This is a genomic window from Acidovorax lacteus (assembly GCF_039540375.1).
GTDB lineage: Bacteria > Pseudomonadota > Gammaproteobacteria > Burkholderiales > Burkholderiaceae_C > Acidovorax_G > Acidovorax_G lacteus.
In genome coordinates, this window is record NZ_BAABEX010000008.1 from 12,060 (window position 1) to 27,752 (window position 15,693).

The 15,693-nt window shown below is 69.1% G+C and carries 16 protein-coding genes; 8 read left to right on the top strand and 8 right to left on the bottom strand.

Features of this window, described 5'->3' with window-relative positions:
* Window position 1: 1 nt before the first annotated feature.
* A complete protein-coding gene (locus tag ABD866_RS06935) occupies window positions 2-1,198 on the bottom strand; it encodes an aspartate aminotransferase family protein (protein WP_345062551.1) in 1,197 nt (398 codons plus the stop codon).
* A gap of 240 nt (window positions 1,199-1,438) precedes the next feature.
* Between ABD866_RS06935 and ABD866_RS06940 the strand changes: the two genes are divergently transcribed.
* Window positions 1,439-1,786, top strand: coding sequence for a DUF3579 domain-containing protein (locus tag ABD866_RS06940; RefSeq protein WP_345062553.1), 348 nt, complete (start codon window positions 1,439-1,441; stop codon window positions 1,784-1,786).
* A gap of 296 nt (window positions 1,787-2,082) precedes the next feature.
* Here the strand turns inward: ABD866_RS06940 and rpsT are convergent, their stop codons facing one another.
* Complete coding sequence (rpsT, locus tag ABD866_RS06945) at window positions 2,083-2,379, bottom strand: 30S ribosomal protein S20 (RefSeq protein WP_345062555.1); 297 nt, start codon at window positions 2,377-2,379, stop codon at window positions 2,083-2,085.
* A 142-nt stretch (window positions 2,380-2,521) separates the two neighbouring features.
* Here rpsT and murJ point away from each other — a divergent pair, with 142 nt between their 5' ends.
* The 3 genes from murJ to ppk2 all read left to right on the top strand — a co-directional run bounded on the left by murJ (window position 2,522) and on the right by ppk2 (window position 6,004).
* Entirely contained in the window at window positions 2,522-4,087 is a 1,566-nt protein-coding gene (murJ, locus tag ABD866_RS06950) for a murein biosynthesis integral membrane protein MurJ (protein WP_345062557.1), read from the top strand.
* A gap of 60 nt (window positions 4,088-4,147) precedes the next feature.
* Window positions 4,148-4,999: a SirB1 family protein gene (locus ABD866_RS06955; RefSeq protein WP_345062559.1), complete on the top strand. Its 852-nt coding sequence runs from the start codon at window positions 4,148-4,150 to the stop codon at window positions 4,997-4,999.
* 90 nt (window positions 5,000-5,089) lie between these two features.
* Window positions 5,090-6,004, top strand: coding sequence for a polyphosphate kinase 2 (gene ppk2, locus ABD866_RS06960; protein ID WP_345062561.1), 915 nt, complete (start codon window positions 5,090-5,092; stop codon window positions 6,002-6,004).
* Here the strand turns inward: ppk2 and ABD866_RS06965 are convergent.
* From ABD866_RS06965 to purM, 6 genes are all read right to left on the bottom strand, one after another.
* On the bottom strand, window positions 5,998-7,059 hold the full coding sequence (locus tag ABD866_RS06965) for a GlxA family transcriptional regulator (protein ID WP_345062761.1): 1,062 nt from the start codon (window positions 7,057-7,059) through the stop codon (window positions 5,998-6,000). The genes ppk2 and ABD866_RS06965 overlap by 7 nt on opposite strands.
* Complete coding sequence (locus tag ABD866_RS06970; protein WP_345062563.1) at window positions 7,056-7,685, bottom strand: DJ-1/PfpI family protein; 630 nt, start codon at window positions 7,683-7,685, stop codon at window positions 7,056-7,058. Before ABD866_RS06970 ends, ABD866_RS06965 begins: the two co-directional genes overlap by 4 nt.
* Window positions 7,678-8,505 (bottom strand): carbon-nitrogen hydrolase family protein, encoded by an 828-nt coding sequence (locus ABD866_RS06975; RefSeq protein ID WP_345062565.1) that lies wholly within the window; start codon window positions 8,503-8,505, stop codon window positions 7,678-7,680. Before ABD866_RS06975 ends, ABD866_RS06970 begins: the two co-directional genes overlap by 8 nt.
* A 333-nt stretch (window positions 8,506-8,838) precedes the next feature.
* Complete coding sequence (locus tag ABD866_RS06980) at window positions 8,839-9,390, bottom strand: cysteine hydrolase family protein (RefSeq protein WP_345062567.1); 552 nt, start codon at window positions 9,388-9,390, stop codon at window positions 8,839-8,841.
* A 112-nt stretch (window positions 9,391-9,502) separates the two neighbouring features.
* Entirely contained in the window at window positions 9,503-10,690 is a 1,188-nt protein-coding gene (locus ABD866_RS06985) for an MFS transporter (protein WP_345062569.1), read from the bottom strand.
* A 12-nt stretch (window positions 10,691-10,702) separates the two neighbouring features.
* Window positions 10,703-11,749, bottom strand: coding sequence for a phosphoribosylformylglycinamidine cyclo-ligase (gene purM, locus ABD866_RS06990; RefSeq protein WP_345062571.1), 1,047 nt, complete (start codon window positions 11,747-11,749; stop codon window positions 10,703-10,705).
* Between the two features lie 207 nt (window positions 11,750-11,956).
* On the opposite strand from purM, the gene hda reads away from it, so the two are divergent.
* The 4 genes from hda to folK all read left to right on the top strand — a co-directional run bounded on the left by hda (window position 11,957) and on the right by folK (window position 15,673).
* On the top strand, window positions 11,957-12,658 hold the full coding sequence (hda, locus tag ABD866_RS06995) for a DnaA regulatory inactivator Hda (protein ID WP_345062573.1): 702 nt from the start codon (window positions 11,957-11,959) through the stop codon (window positions 12,656-12,658).
* Between the two features lie 84 nt (window positions 12,659-12,742).
* A complete protein-coding gene (locus ABD866_RS07000; RefSeq protein WP_345062576.1) occupies window positions 12,743-13,444 on the top strand; it encodes a histidinol-phosphatase in 702 nt (233 codons plus the stop codon).
* Complete coding sequence (pcnB, locus tag ABD866_RS07005) at window positions 13,441-15,033, top strand: polynucleotide adenylyltransferase PcnB (protein ID WP_345062578.1); 1,593 nt, start codon at window positions 13,441-13,443, stop codon at window positions 15,031-15,033. Before ABD866_RS07000 ends, pcnB begins: the two co-directional genes overlap by 4 nt.
* Window positions 15,034-15,151: 118 nt before the next feature.
* Complete coding sequence (gene folK / locus ABD866_RS07010; protein ID WP_345062763.1) at window positions 15,152-15,673, top strand: 2-amino-4-hydroxy-6-hydroxymethyldihydropteridine diphosphokinase; 522 nt, start codon at window positions 15,152-15,154, stop codon at window positions 15,671-15,673.
* The last annotated feature ends 20 nt before the right edge of the window (window positions 15,674-15,693 follow it).

Consider the following 15,693-nt stretch of genomic DNA (forward strand, 5'->3'; position numbering starts at 1 on the left):
GTTATTCGGCCAGCAGGGCCTGGACCAGGGGCGTGAGTTTGGCCACGATTTCGTCGGCCTCGGCGGTGGTGAGGATCAGCGGCGGCACCAGGCGGATCACGCTGTCGGCGGTGACGGAGAGCAGCAGGCCGGCTTCGGCCGCGCGGCCGATCAGAGCGCCGCAGGGCTTGTGCAGCTCAATGCCCAGCATCAGGCCCTGGCCGCGGATCTCCTTCACGCCGGGCAGGCCGCCCAGGGCGTTTTGCAGCGCGGCGCGCAGGTGCTCGCCCACCTTGGCGGCGTTCTCCAGCAGGCCTTCGGCTTCCATGATGCGCAGGGTTTCAACCCCCGCGCGCATGGCCAGCGGGTTGCCGCCAAAGGTGGTGCCGTGGTTGCCGGGCTGCAGCACGTTGGCGGCCTTGGGGCCCGCCACCACCGCGCCGATCGGCACGCCCGAGCCCAGTCCCTTGGCCAGGGGCATCACGTCGGGCACGATGCCGGCCCACTGGTGCGCAAACCACTTGCCGGTGCGGCCGATGCCGCACTGCACCTCGTCGATCATCATCAGCCAGTCGCGCTCGTTGCACAGCTGGCGCAGCTGCTGCAGGTATTCAGCGCGCATCGGGTTGATGCCACCTTCGCCCTGAATGGTCTCGAAGAACACGGCCACCACGTTGGGGTTGCCCTCCGTGGCTTTCTTGATCGCCTCGATGTCGTTCAGCGGCACGCGGATGAAACCCTCGACCAGCGGGCCGAAGCCGGTGTGGATCTTGGGGTTGCCCGTGGCCGACATGGTGGCGATCGAGCGGCCATGGAAGGCTTTTTCGTACACCACGATCTGCGGCTTGGCGATGCCCTTGTCCACGCCGTACTTGCGCGCAATCTTGAGCGCTGCCTCGTTGGCTTCCAGGCCCGAGTTGCAGAAGAACGCGTTGGTCATACCCGAGAGTTCGACCAGCTTGGCGGCCAGCGTTTCCTGCAGCGGCACGTGGTAGTAGTTGGAGGTGTGGATCAGCTTGGTGAGCTGGTCCTGCAGTGCGGGTACGAGCTGCGGATGGTTGTGGCCGAGCGTGTTCACGGCGATGCCGCCCAGGCCATCGAGATATTCCTTGCCATTGACGTCCCACACACGGCAGCCCTGGCCACGCGCCAGCGCGATGGGCACGCGGCCATAGGTGTTCATCACATGGGGCGAGGTGGCCTCAATGAAAGCGGTCATGCGGTACTCCAGACGGTGCAGGTCGGGCCGCCGATGCTGCGGCCCCTGAAAAACGAGGCTCGATTCTAGGCGGCAGGCTCCGGGCGTCCGTTGACGATTCCGCATCACTGCAATGCGCCCGCGGCCCGACCCAGTGGCGTGCGCGGGTTAGAGTCTCAGCTCTTATATAAGAGTTAGAATGCAGGCCGCGGCCCGAAACGCAGTGATCCTGTGGTAGCCGTGCCAACCCCACCCCACCCGATGGTCTCCCCCTCCGCCAAAGAAGTCTTCATCCAGGGCATCACCCACGACGGGAGAACCTTCCGCCCCAGCGACTGGGCCGAGCGGCTGGCCGGGGTGATGAGCAGCTTTCGTCCCGGGGGCGCACGCCCGGGCAGCCACCTGAGCTATTCGCCCTGGTGCCTGCCGACCACGCAGGGCGGCGTCAAGTGCGTGGTGGTCCATCGCGACCTGCAGGGCCACGAGCCGATGGCCTGGGACTTCGTCATGAACTTCGCGCGCGACAACAACCTGCAGGTGGTCGAAGCCTGCCTGCTGCCGGATGCGCCGGCCCCAGCATCGCCGCCTGGCACGCCTCCGACGGCCTGAGCGCCTGCCGGTAGTTCATTTGCGCGGTCACTGGCTGCGCCGGACTGTCGCCACTTCCGTGATCTGACCGGTATCCCAGGCTCTGACGGGCCTCTTCGTCAGTGTTCGTACCCGCGCGCCGTCTATCGCACAGCCGGGCGGCGGAGTCGAGCGTTTCAGGCGGCGTCATCTTGGGCACGCCCGCCCGGCGCGGGCACAAAAAAACCGCCCGAAGGCGGTTTTTTGCTTGCTGGCAGCGCACCCGGTACAAACGGCGCCGGGGCAAGCCCCGGCGGGCGATGAACCTGGGGGCAGGTTCAGGCGGCGGCGAGGGCCTTGACCTTGGCGGACAGGCGGCTCTTGTCGCGTGCGGCCTTGTTCTTGTGGAAGATGCCCTTGTCGGCCACGGTGTCCACCACGGCTTGCATCTTCGCGAACAGTTCGGTGGCCTTGCTCTTGTCGCCGGCCAGCACGGCCTTCTCGACGTTCTTGACGGCCGTGCGGTACTTCGAGCGCAGCGAGCTGTTGGCTGCGTTCAGCTTGACGTCTTGGCGGGCGCGCTTGCGGCCGGACGCCAGGCGGGGGTTCTTTTTCTTGGGCTTGGTAGATGCCATTTGGGTATTCCTTGGTGTCTGTGGATGTTGCCAGCGAAGCCTGACATTATAGCCCGAAGCCCATGAACGGGCCTCCGCCCTGAAGCGATGCGCCGCGCTGCCGCGCCGCGAGGGCGGCGGAGCGAGGGGCTACACTGCCGCCGTGTCCCTGTTCAAAGCCGCCTCCACCGTCTCCCTGTTCACCCTCGCATCGCGCGTGACCGGCCTGGCCCGGGATCTGATCATGGCCTCCATGTTCGGAGCCAGCGCGATGACCGACGCGTTCAACGTCGCGTTTCGCATTCCCAACCTGTTTCGCCGGCTGTTCGCTGAAGGCGCGTTCAGCCAGGCCTTCGTGCCGGTACTGGCCGCAAGCCGCACCACCGAGGGCGAAGAGGCCACACGCCGCTTGATCTCCAGCGTCGCCACGGTGCTGTTCTGGGTGCTGCTCGTCACCTGCGGGCTGGGCGTGGTGGGCGCGCCGGTGCTGGTGTGGCTGCTGGCCAGTGGCCTGCACCAGCAGCCGCAGGGCTTTGAGGCCGCCGTGCTCATGACGCGCTGGATGTTTCCCTACATTGGCTTCATGTCGCTGGTGGCGCTATCGGCGGGCATTCTGAACACCTGGAAGCGCTTTGCCGTGCCCGCGGCCACGCCGGTGCTGCTCAATCTGTCGATGATCGCCGCGGCGTGGTTCGGCGCGCCCCGGCTGGCGGCCCAGGGCATTGAGCCGATTTACGCGATGGCCGGTGGCGTAATGCTGGGCGGCGTGCTGCAGCTGGCGGTGCAGCTGCCGGCGCTGGCCCGCCTGGGCCTGCTGCCGCGCATCGGCATGGCCTGGGGCAGCATCCGCGGGGCGTGGGCAGAGCCCGGCGTGCGCCGCATCCTCACGCTGATGGCCCCGGCCCTGCTGGGCGTGGGCGTGGCGCAGGTGTCGCTGATGATCAACACCCAGATCGCCTCGTGGCTGCAGCCGGGCAGTGTGACCTGGCTGTTCTATGCCGACCGGCTGATGGAGTTTCCGACCGCGCTGCTGGGCGTGGCGCTGGGCGTGGTGCTCACACCCCAGCTGTCGTCGGCCCGCGCGGCTGGGGACGATGCCCGCTACTCGGCCATGCTCGACTGGGGGCTGCGCCTGGTGCTGCTGCTGTCGGTGCCCTGCGCCGTGGCCCTGCTGACCTTTGCCGTACCGCTGGTGGCCACGCTGTTCCACCACGGCGCGCTGCGCGACAGCGACGTGACGCAGATTGCCGTGGCGCTGGCCGGCTATGGGGCAGGCCTGCTGGGGTTGGTGGCCATCAAGGTGCTGGCGCCCGGCTATTACGCCAGCCAGGACATCCGCACGCCGGTGCGCATTGCCATCGTGGTGCTGTGCGTCACGCAGGCGCTCAACGTGGTGCTCGTGCCCTGGATGGACCATGCCGGGCTGGCCCTGTCGATCGGGCTCGGCGCGCTGGTCAACGCCGCCTGGCTGCTGCTGGGCCTGCTGCGCCGCGGCAGCTACAAGCCCCAGCCGGGCTGGGCGCGCTTTGCGCTGCAGGTGGTGGCCGCCGGGGCCTTGCTGGCCGTGTTGCTGGCCTGGGGCGCGTTCCACTTCGACTGGGTGGCCTTGCGGGCGCAGCCCGGCCTGCGGGTATTGCTGCTCGCGGGCTTCATTGTGGCGTCGGCCGTGCTGTACTTTGGCGCGCTGTGGGCGGCGGGCCTGCAGTGGCGGCAATTGTTGCGCCGCTGATGCGGGCCGGCCCCGGGGGCATCGCTTGACGGCCTGCGGCCACACCCGTACAACCCTGCCATGAGCCTGAGCTATTCGGTCCCCACGGCGCTGGAGTACTTTGCCATGCTGGTGCAAAGCGACGAGCATTTTCCGCTGCTCGAAGCCGCCGCGAGCATTGCGCAGGACGAATACCCCGAGCTGGATGTACAGCTGCTGCTGGGTGACATGGACCAGCTCCAGGCCCGGCTGCGCCGCCGCCTGCCCGCCGACGCGTCGTCTCTGGCGCGGCTGCGCATGCTCAACCAGTTTTTCTACGCAGACCTCGGGTTCGGCCCCAATCCCAACAACTACTACGACCCGGACAACAGCTACCTCAATGCTGTGCTGCGCACGCGCCGCGGCATTCCCATCGCGCTGGCGGTGCTCTGGCTCGAATTGGGCCAGAGCGTAGGCCTCCAGGTGCGGGGCGTGGCCTTCCCGGGGCACTTTCTGGTCAAGGTGCTGCTGCCCAAGGGGCAGGTGGTGATGGACCCGCTGACGGGCCAGTCGCTGGGCCGTGAAGAATTGGCCGAGCGGCTGGAGCCTTACAAACGCAATGCCGGGCTGGTGGACGAGTTCGATGTGCCCCTGGGTCTGTACCTGCAGGCGGCCACGCCGCGCGACATCCTGGCGCGCATGCTGCGCAACCTCAAGGAAATCCACCGCGCGCAGCAGGACTGGCAGCGCCTGACGGCCGTGCTCGACCGGCTGGTGATCTTGCTGCCGCAGGGCTGGGGCGAGCGGCGCGACCGCGGCCTGGCCCTGGCCGAGCGCGGCATGGTGCGCGAGGCGATTGCCGACCTGGAGACCTACCTGCGCCACGCCGACGACCGCCTGGACATGGACGAGGTGGCCGAGCGGCTGGCCGCCCTGCGGCGCCAGAGCCACTGACGCTGCGGCGCTGGCCAGCCTGGGGCGTTGTAACGCGGATGTCACCGCGCGCATGGACGATGCGCTGTCCTGCCCTTTTTCGCGCACACCATGCTCCTGCCCACGCTATCCGATGCGTCCGACCCCTTTCAGCGCCTGACCGAAGAACTGCTCGACGGCTATGACGAAGCCATCGAGCTGGAGGCCGAGGACTGGCCCGAGCTGGCCCACCACGCCGACACTGAAGCCGCGCGCAATGCCCGTCGGGAATACTTTCGCGAGCTGTTTCGCCTGCAGGGCGAGCTGGTCAAGCTGCAGGACTGGGTGCAGCACGCGCGGCAGAAGGTCGTGATCCTGTTCGAGGGCCGCGATGCGGCGGGCAAGGGCGGGGTGATCAAGCGCATCACCCAGCGCCTGAACCCCCGGGTGGTGCGCGTGGCCGCACTGCCGGCCCCCAACGACCGGGAGCGCACGCAGTGGTATTTCCAGCGCTACGTGGCCCACCTGCCGGCCGCCGGGGAGATGGTGCTGTTCGACCGCAGCTGGTACAACCGCGCCGGGGTAGAGCGGGTGATGGGGTTCTGCTCCGACGACGAATACGAAGAGTTCTTCCGGGCGGTGCCGGAGTTCGAGAAGATGCTCGTGCGCTCCGGCATCCGGGTGCTCAAGTACTGGTTCTCCATCACGGACGAAGAGCAGCATCTGCGGTTTCTGGGGCGCATCCACGACCCGCTCAAGCAGTGGAAACTCAGCCCCATGGATCTGGAGAGCCGTGTGCGCTGGGAGGCCTACACCAAGGCCAAGGAAATCATGCTGGAGCGCACGCATATCCCCGAGGCGCCCTGGTGGGTGGTGCAGGCCGTGGACAAGAAGAAAGCGCGCCTGAACTGCATGGCCCACCTGCTCGACCAGTTGCCCTACCACGACGTGCCGCACCCGCCGGTGGTACTGCCCGAGCGGGTGCGCAACCCGGAGTATTTCCGTCAGCCGGTGCCATCCAGCATGCTCGTGCCCGAGCGCTACTGAGCCACTCCGCGAACGGCGGGCTGATGTCTCTGCGCAGACGGTGCGCCCGATGGCGTACCGGGCCGTTCGAAATGGCGCCATGCCCGGCGCAACTGCGTGTCCGATGCAAACCCTGCGGCCTCGGCTGCCTGCGCCACTCCCATGCCCGCCTGCAACGCGGCTTCTGCTGCGGCCAGGCGAATGCGCCGCAGGTAGGCCAGTGGCGCAATGCCCGCATGCTCGTCAAACAGCCGCGCCAGATGGCGGGGCGACGTGCAGGCCACGCGCGCCATGGTGGGGACGTCCCATGCATCCTGCGGGCGCTGGCTGACGGCGTCTTGCACCCTGTGCAGCGCTGCGTGCAGGTGGTTGCGGTGGTGCAGAAATGGCGACAGCTCCGGGTCTTGGGGCCCCCGGCGCAACGCCACTACCATGGTCTGGGCCACCTGCGCCGCCAGGGCCGGGCCACCGTGCTGGGCAATGCGGTGCAGCATGAGGTCGATGCCTGTGGTCACCCCGGCGCTGCTGTGCAGCGGTCCGTCGCTCACAAACACGCGGTTGGCTGCCACGTCGCAGCAGGGCTCGACTTCTGCGAGTTCGTCCAGGTGCTGGTGGTGGGTCGTGGCGCGGCGGCCCGCCAGCAGTCCTGCATGCGCCGCCAGCACCGAGCCTGCACACACCGTCACCAGTTCCAGGCGCCCCAAGTCCAGACGCAGGCCGCGCAGCCAATGCAGCAGCGCCCGAGCGGCGGGCGTCTGCGTGTCGATGCGTTGGCCGGGCAGTCCGATCAGCACCACCCAGGCGGTCTCGGGCAAGGTCTCGGGCAGGGGCTCCAGTCCCGCGAGCATCACGCCCACCGAGGTCACCGCATCGCTCGATGGCCCCGCAAAGTGCTGCACAAACAGGGCTTCCTGCCCCTGTTGCAGACGGATCTGGTTGGCAATGCGCAGCGCCTCGGCGGGGCCAGCCCAGTCGAGCACCAAGCTGCCAGGTAGCAGGACGAAATACACATGCACCAGACCCTGGGCCTCAGCGCCGGGGGCGGCCGACGTGGTGCTGCGAGGCGGCGGCTTCATGGAAAGGGATGCCATGGGGTGTCCATCTGGCGCGCTGTGCGCTCAGCCAGCGCGGCCCCGGCCAGGCGGCTGACCAGATGCAGCGCCATGTCGATGCCCGCGCTGATGCCCGCCGAGGTCACCAGCGGTCCTTGGTCCACCCAGCGGACGCCTTCGCGCACGTCCAGCCCGGGGTACTGCGGGCGCAGGTCGGCCAGGTCTTCCCAGTGCGTCGTCACTGGGCCGCTGCGCAGCACGCCCGCGGCCGCCAGGATGAAGGCCCCGGTGCACACCGAAGCAGTGATGCGGGCGTGTTGCGCTGCACGGGCCACCCAGTCCCTCGTGTCGGGGCAGGCTGCCGCGGCGTCCACCACGCCGCCGGGCACGATCAGCACATCGGGTTCAGCGGCGCTGGCAAAGTCGGCATCCGGCAGCACCGTCAGGCCAGCGCGGGCGCGCACCGGCGCCAGGGTGCGGGCCACGCACTGCACCTGGAACAGCGGCTTGCTGCCCGGGGCCAGGCGCTGATGCATGCGGCTGGCGGTGGTGAACACCTCGTAAGGGCCTCCCAGGTCCAGTACCTCGATGTCGTCGAATATCAGGAGGCTCACCCTGCAGGGCGGGGTGGCGAGGGGGGTGTCAGTCATGGGTGTGCGGGTGGGGTGTGAAAGGGGGCTGCGCGGCGTGGGCACCGGTGCTGTGGGCTGCCTCGAAGACATAGCGGGGATAGGTGTGGCGTGCCCGTGATGGGGCGGCGAAATCCAGCTCGGCTGTGCAGAAGGGCTGCTCGGCGCTGGTGCGCGCCAGCAGCAGGCCGTCCGGGTCGATGATCCACCCGGCGCCCCCGTAGCAGCCATGGCTGTCCACCCGGTTCGACGAGATGCTGAAGGCACCCGAGCGCACGGCGGCCACCGTGCCCAAGGCCAGCCATTTGCCGGTGGTGGCCGCCGCCGTGGCCCGGGGGGTGAGGATGGCCCGGACCCCCTGGTGGGTATAGCCCGCCAGGGTGTCGAGTGCCCACAGTTCGGTGCAAATGTTCAGACCCATGGGGTGGCCCGCGATGTCAAACTCGGGAAACGTCGCGTCGCCACGGTCCCACCAGCGTGCTTCCCTGCCCCCGGGCTCATCCGGGAGGTGGTACTTGCGGCGCAGCCTTCGCGCGCCGCCTGCGGGTGTCCAGGCAAAGCCTTCGTTGAAACGGCGGCCGCAGTCGGTGACGGGCCGGGCCCCGACGACGCAAGCCGCCCCTAGCTCTGGCAAGCGCTGCATCCAGGCGTCGGTTCGGGCCACTGCGGCGCTCCAACGTGCGGGGTCGAGTGTGGCGCTTTCCCACACGGGCTCGACCCACGCAAACTCCGGCAGCACCACCAGATCGGGCTGCGCAACTGCGGTGTGTGCGCACAGCGCACGCCAGGCCGCTTCCATGGCTTCGGGCTGGCTCGGTAATTCACAGACGGTGACTTGCATGGGGGACTCCTGGGGAAGTTCTGCATCACCCTTGCGAGAATGCCGGGGTGCGGGGCGGGATGAACCGCAAGGCGCTTTGTGCAGCCGATAGCCGCGCGATCGGCAAGAAACGCAACGCAGCCGACCGCCCGAGGCCGTGCCCGCGCAGACCACAGGGCGTTATGCAGAGCGTCCCTGGGTGCGTGTCCATGCGCTGCAGGCGAGAACAGCCGGGGCAGTCTGTATGGAAGTTGCTATCAAAAATATAGCTATTCGTGCTTGATTGGAAAGCACAAGCAGCCCAAAACATACTGTTCCTACGGCGTGCAGCGATCGCGTGCTGGTGGCAGTTGCTCAGGCCTGCAAGGCCTGCGCGACGGTGCGCAGCGTGGCAAAGCGGCCCTGCAGCACGGTGTCTGTGCGCGCCTTGATGTCGGCGGCCCGCAGCGTCTGCCCGTCGGGTTGCACCATGTCCCAGGTGTGGGTGGCCTCGGTCACGAAGTCCACGCTCCAGCCCAGGTCCGACGCGTGCCGTGTGGTGGTCTCGCAGCACTGCTCGGTGCGGATGCCGCTGACGATCAACCGGCGGATGCCGTGCCGCACCAGCCACACGTCCAGCCCAGTGCCCACGAGCGCGCTGTGGCGCGACTTGGTGAAGGTGGCGGCGGCCTCAAAGTCGGCCAGGCCGTCCAGGGGGCGCACCTGGCCCGAGGTGTGCGAGAAGGGGTTGTCGGACGTTTCCGGACCGTCGGCGTGGAATACGCGCAGCACCGGGATGTGGCGGGCGATGCAGCCCGCAATCAGGGCGTTCTGTGCGGCCAGGTATTCCGGCAGCCCGGCGGGTGTGAAGAAGGGGCGGTGGCGGAAGGATTCCTGGACATCGATCACCAGAAGACAGGCAGACATGGGAGGCTCCGGAAGCGGTTGGAAAGCCCCATTGTCTGGAGTCTGCCGGGGGTGCGCCGCCCGCAATCCGACCAGGGCCGGTCGTTTTCGGACATTCTGTATCCGGAGCCGATCAGCCCGGGCTGCGCAGGCGCAGGTCCCGCCAGAGCAGGCCGATCAGGGCCAGCGCTGCAAAGGCTGCCCCGGCCAGGAAGGTGAAGCGCGGGCCCCATTGGTCCCACAGGGCCCCGGCGATCACGCTGGCCGCCAGCATCGACAGGCCGCTGACCAGGTTGTAGGCCCCGTAGGCTGTGCCGCGCAGGTCGGCCGGTGCGGATTCGGCCACCATGGCGGCCAGCAGGCCCTGCGTGAAGGCCATGTGCAGGCCCCACAGGGCCACGCCCGCCCACACCACCCAGCCCTGGCCCGACCAGGCGAGCAGCCCGTCGGCCACGATGAGCGCCACCAGCCCGGCGGCCAGCAGCCGCGTGTGGCTCACGGTGTCCGACAGCGCGCCCAGCGGGTACGCGCCTGAGGCGTACACCACGTTCATCACCACCAGCACCAGCGGGGCCCAGGCAAGATGAAGCCCGCCCTGCTGCACGCGCAGCACCAGAAACGCCTCGCTGAAACGCGCCAGCGTGAACACCGCACCCAGCACCACCACCGTCCAGTAGCCGCGGCCCAGCCGGCGCAGGCTGTCGCGGGTCAGCGGGTGGGTGCGCGCGCTGCCGGGCGGGCGCTCGGGCTCTTGCACGCCCCACACCAGCATCACCATGCACAACGCGGCCGGAATGCAGGCCACCCAGAACACGGCACGGAAATCGTTGGCCCACAGCAGCATGAGCCCCATGGCCAGCAGTGGGCCGAGAAAGCTGCCCACGGTGTCGAGCGACTGGCGCAGGCCAAAGGCTGCGCCGCGGTGGTCGGGCGGGGCCAGGTCGGCCACCAGCGCGTCGCGCGGGGCCCCGCGGATGCCCTTGCCCACGCGGTCGATGAAACGCGCGGCGACCAGCAGGCCGACGCCAGACGCCAGCGCAAACAGGGGTTTGGAGAGCGCCCCCAGGCCATAGCCCATCACCGCCAGGGGCTTGCGCTTGCCCCACCAGTCGCTAAGGGTGCCTGAGAACACCTTCACGATCATCGCCGTGGCCTCGGCCACGCCCTCGATCAGGCCCACGGTGAGCATGCTGGTGCCCAGCACCGTGACCATGAACACAGGCAGCAGGCTGTGGATCATCTCGGAGGAGATGTCCATCAACAGGCTCACAAAGCCCAGCGCCCAGATGGCCGTGGGCAGGCGAGGGCGCAGCAGGCTCAAAGGGTCGGGGCGTCAGGCCACCACGACAGGCGCGCCTTCGCCGCGCTCGGCAATCGCGCCGATGGCGTACACCTGCTCGCCCTGGGCGCGCAGCGTGGCGGCCGTGGCGTCGGCATGCTCGGCGGCCACCACCACCACCATGCCGATGCCGTTGTTGAAGGTGCGGTTCATCTCGTAGTCCGAGATGGCGGCCGTTTTTTGCAGCCAGGCAAACAGCTCGGTCTGCGGCCAGCTGCCCTTTTTGAGGTGCGCGGCCGTGCCTTCCGGCAGCACGCGCGGAATGTTCTCCAGCAGGCCGCCGCCGGTGATGTGGGCCAGCGCCTTGATCGGGTGCTGCGCCAGCGCCGCGAGCACGCTCTTGACATACAGGCGGGTGGGCTCCATCACGGCGTGGCGGAAGGGCTTGCCATCCAGCGTGGCCGGCAGGTGCGGGCCTGAGCGCTCAATGCACTTGCGCACCAGGCTGAAACCGTTGGAATGCACGCCGCTCGATGCCAGGCCCAGCACCACGTCGCCCGGGCGCACGTTCTGGCCGCTCAGGATCTTGGACTTTTCGACCGCGCCCACGGCAAAGCCGGCCAGGTCGTATTCGCCCGGCGGGTACATGCCGGGCATCTCGGCGGTTTCGCCGCCGATCAGCGCGCAGCCGCTGAGCTCGCAACCCTTGGCAATGCCTCCCACCACGGCCGCGGCCGTGTCCACGTCGAGCTTGCCGCATGCGAAGTAGTCCAGGAAGAACAGCGGCTCTGCGCCCTGCACCAGCACGTCGTTCACGCTCATGGCCACCAGGTCAATGCCCACGGTGTCGTGCATGTTCCACTCAAACGCCAGCTTGAGCTTGGTGCCCACGCCGTCGGTGCCGCTCACCAGCACAGGCTCCTGGTAGCGCTTGGGCACTTCAAACAGCGCGCCAAAGCCGCCGATGCCTGCCAGCACGCCCTCGCGCATGGTCTTCTTGGCCAGTGGCTTGATGCGCTCGACCAGCGCGTCGCCTGCGTCGATGTCGACACCGGCGTCTTTGTAGGACAGGGGGGTGGGTTGGGGGGCAGATGTGCTCATGGCAGGGGTGTCGGCACGGACCAGCGTGCTTAGCAGACTAAAATTTGTGCGGATTTTACGGGTTGCGCCTGCAGCCCCTGGCGCCTGGCGCCGCCCCCGCCTCTGTTTATCCCGCTTAATTGCCTGCGGTTCGCACGCCAGTCTCATGACGCTGCCTCCTGTTGCCTTTGTTTCCCGCGCTGGCTGCCGTGCCGGCCGTGCGCAGCCATGAAGCAGCTGGCCCTGGACATCGGCCTGGCCCCCGGGCCCACGCTGGGCCGCTTCTTCGCGGGGCCCAACGAGGCCGCGCTGCAGCACCTGCGGCTGTGGGTGGGCGCGGGGCCTGGCCACGCGGCGGTGCGCTCGCCGGTGCCCACCTACCTGTGGGGAGAATCCGGCAGCGGCAAGTCGCACCTGCTCAAGGCCGTGCGCGAGGCGCTGCGCGAGCAGGGTGTGCAGGTCGGCTGGCTCGACCCGTCCACGCCGCCCGATGTGGAATTCGACGAGGCCTGGGCCGCCGTGCTCATGGACGACGTGCACCTGTACGACACCGCCCAGCAGGCGCAGGCCTTCAACTGGTTTGTGAACGCCATGGCCCCGGCCACGGGCACGCCACGTTGGGTACTGGCCGCAGGGCAGCTGCCACCAGCCGATCTGCCGCTGCGCGACGACCTGCGCACCCGGCTGGGCTGGGGCCATGTGTTCCAGCTGCAGCTGCTGGGCGAGGCCGAGCGACGCGCCGTGCTGCGCCAGGAGGCCGACGCCCGGGGCATCTTCCTGGGCGACGAGGTGATGGACTACATGCTCACCCGTTTTTCGCGCGACCTGGGCCACTTGATGCAGTTGCTCGGCCAGCTCGACGCGTATGCGCTGCGCACGCAACGGGCCATCACCATCCCGCTGCTCAAGGCCATGCTGGAGTCCGAATAGCCCCCGCGTTTTCCGACGTTTCCTGTTTTGCTGGCGGCATGCCTGGGCGTGCCGTACTTTTGATTGCCCCTGGAACCCCCGCCGATGACCGTTGCCGCCCCGCAATCGCGCCCGCGCCTTGCCCTGTTTGACCTGGACCACACGCTGCTGCCGCTGGACTCCGACTACGAGTGGGGCGTGTTCACCACGCGCATCGGGTGGACGGACCCAGTCGAATTCGGCCGCCGCAACGACGAGTTCTATGCCCACTACCAGGCGGGCACGCTTGATGTGCACGATTACGTGCGCTTTGCCACCCAGGCCGTGCGCGAGCGCGGCCCCGAGGCCGCTGCCGCCGCCCATGCGCAGTTCATGCGCGAGGTGATCGCCCCGGCGCTGCGCCCCGAGGCCCTGGCCCTGGTGCGCGAGCACCAGGCCGCGGGCGACCAGGTGCTGATCGTCACCGCCACGAACGAATTCGTGACCCGACCGATCGCCCAGGCCTTTGGGGTGGAGACGCTGCTGGCCGTCGAGCTCGAACGCGACGCGGGCGGCTGGATCACCGGCGAAATCCACGGCACGCCGACCATGCGCGAGGGCAAGGTGCGGCGCATGGAACAATGGCTGGCTGCGCAGGGGCTTGGCTGGGAGCAGGTGGACAGCACTTTCTACAGCGATTCCATGAACGACGTGCCCCTGCTCGAGCGCGTGGACCTTCCCGTCGCCACCAACCCCGATCCCCGGCTGCGCGCGCTCGCGCAGCAGCGCCAGTGGCGCATCCTGGATCTGTTTACCGCACACCCATGATCAAGAAGTTCATCGACAAGCTGCTCGGCAAGTCGTCCCCCGGCACCAAGGGCGGCAAGCCCCACTTCGGCAAGCGCGAGGAGGTGCCCGCCTCGGTGCACCGCATCGACCCGGCCCTGCTCGACCGCCGCGCCGCCGAGGTGGTGCACACGCTCAAGGCTGCGGGCTACGAGGCCTATGTGGTCGGTGGCGCGGTGCGCGACCTGCTGCTGGGCCTGCGCCCCAAAGACTTCGACGTGGCCACCAACGCCACGCCCGAGCAGGTCAAGGGCCTGTTCCGGCGCGCGTTCATCATCGGCAAGCGCTTTCGCATCGTGCACGTGGTGCACGGCCGCGGGCGCGAGCACGAGGTGATCGAGGTCTCCACCTTCCGCGCCTACATGGACAACAGCGCGGCCGAACAGGTCAGCGGCAACGAAAAGACCAGCAAGCACCAGCTCGCGGGCATGCAGCATGCGGTGGACGCCAGCGGCCGCGTGCTGCGCGACAACGTCTGGGGCCCGCAGGACGAAGACGCCACGCGCCGCGACTTCACCATCAACGCCATGTACTACGACCCCGAAACCCAGGTCGTGGTGGACTACCACAAGGGCATCCAGGACGCGCAGAAGAAAGTGCTGCGCATGATCGGCGACCCGGCCACGCGCTACCGCGAAGACCCGGTGCGCATCCTGCGCGCCGTGCGCTTTGCCGCCAAGCTGAGCGCGCTGGGCTTCGAGCTGGAGGCCAAGACCGCCGCCGCGCTGCTGCCCTGCCAGCCGCTGCTGGCCGACGTGCCGCAAAGCCGCATGTTCGACGAGATGCTCAAGCTGCTGCAGACAGGCCACGCCCTGGCCACCATTGCGCAGCTGCGCAAGCTGGGCCTGGCACGCGGCATCTACCCGCTGCTGGACGTGGTGGTCGAGCGCGCCGACAGCCCCTTTGTGAACGCCGCGCTGGCCGACACCGACCGCCGCGTGGGCGAAGGCAAGCCCGTGGCCCCGAGCTTTCTGCTGGCCTGCGTGCTCTGGGACGATGTGCACCGCGGCTGGACGCAGCGCCTGGAGCGCCGCGAGCACCCGTTCCCCGCGCTGCAGGACGCGATCGACGACGTGTTCCAGCAGCGCATCGGCGATGTGTCGGGCCGCGGCAAACTGGCCGCCGACATGCGCGAGATCTGGGTCATGCAGCCCCGCTTTGAAAAGCGCATGGGCAGCACGCCCTTCAGCATGGTGGCGCAGCCGCGCTTCCGGGCGGGCTTCGACTTCATGCGCCTGCGCGCCGACGTGGGCGAGGTGGACGAAGCGCTGGCCGAATGGTGGCAGGACTTCCAGCAGGCCGACGACGAGCGCCGTGCCGACCTGATGGACCAGGCCCGCGAAGAGCAGAAGGCCCGCCAGCGCGCCGCCCAGCCCGTGGTGCGCCGCGTGCCGCGCAGCGCCGCACCGGCCGCTGGCGCAGTCCCAAGCGAAGGCGAAGCCGACGGCCCTGTGCCCCAGGCGGGCGATGGCGTGGCCACCGACGCACCCCGCAAGCGCCGCCGCCGTCGCCGCAAGCCGTCCGGCGCGGGGGGTGGCACAGGCGAGGGCGGCGCCCCGGCGGCTGACTGAATCGCAAGGGGCCTGCCCCGATGCAAGGGCACCGCCCGCCATCGCCGTGACCACCTCCCGCACTGCCGTCCACACCCCTCCGGTGTCGTCTTGCGCCCCTGGGCCTGCAGGCGGGGCGCTGCACGCCTGGCCCGCGCCGGGCTGCGCCTGGGTGGGGCTGGGGGCCAACCTGGGCGACGCACAGGCCGCGCTGCAGCGGGCCGTGCAGGCGCTGGCGGCGCTGCCGGGCACGCGGCTGGTGGCGCTGTCGTCGCTGTACCGCAGCGCGCCGGTGGATGCGGGCGGGCCCGACTATTGGAACGCCGTGGCCGCGCTGCACACCGCGCTGGCCCCACAGCCTCTGCTGGAGGCACTGCTGGCCATCGAACAGGCCGAAGGCCGCCTGCGCCCCTACCGCAACGCGCCGCGCACGCTCGACCTGGATGTGCTGCTGCACGGGCCTGAGCGCCTGCACACGCCCACGCTTACGCTGCCGCACCCGCGCCTGCACGAGCGCGCTTTCGTGCTGCAGCCGCTGGCCGAACTGCTGCCCGGCGGCGTGGCGCCCCAGGCCCTGGCGGCCGTGGCCGCGCAGCGCATCGAACGCGTGCCCACGCAGGCCGCACCCGGCTGGCCCGCCCAGCCGTGGTCGCAGGATTGATCTGCTATCAAAAAGTGAGC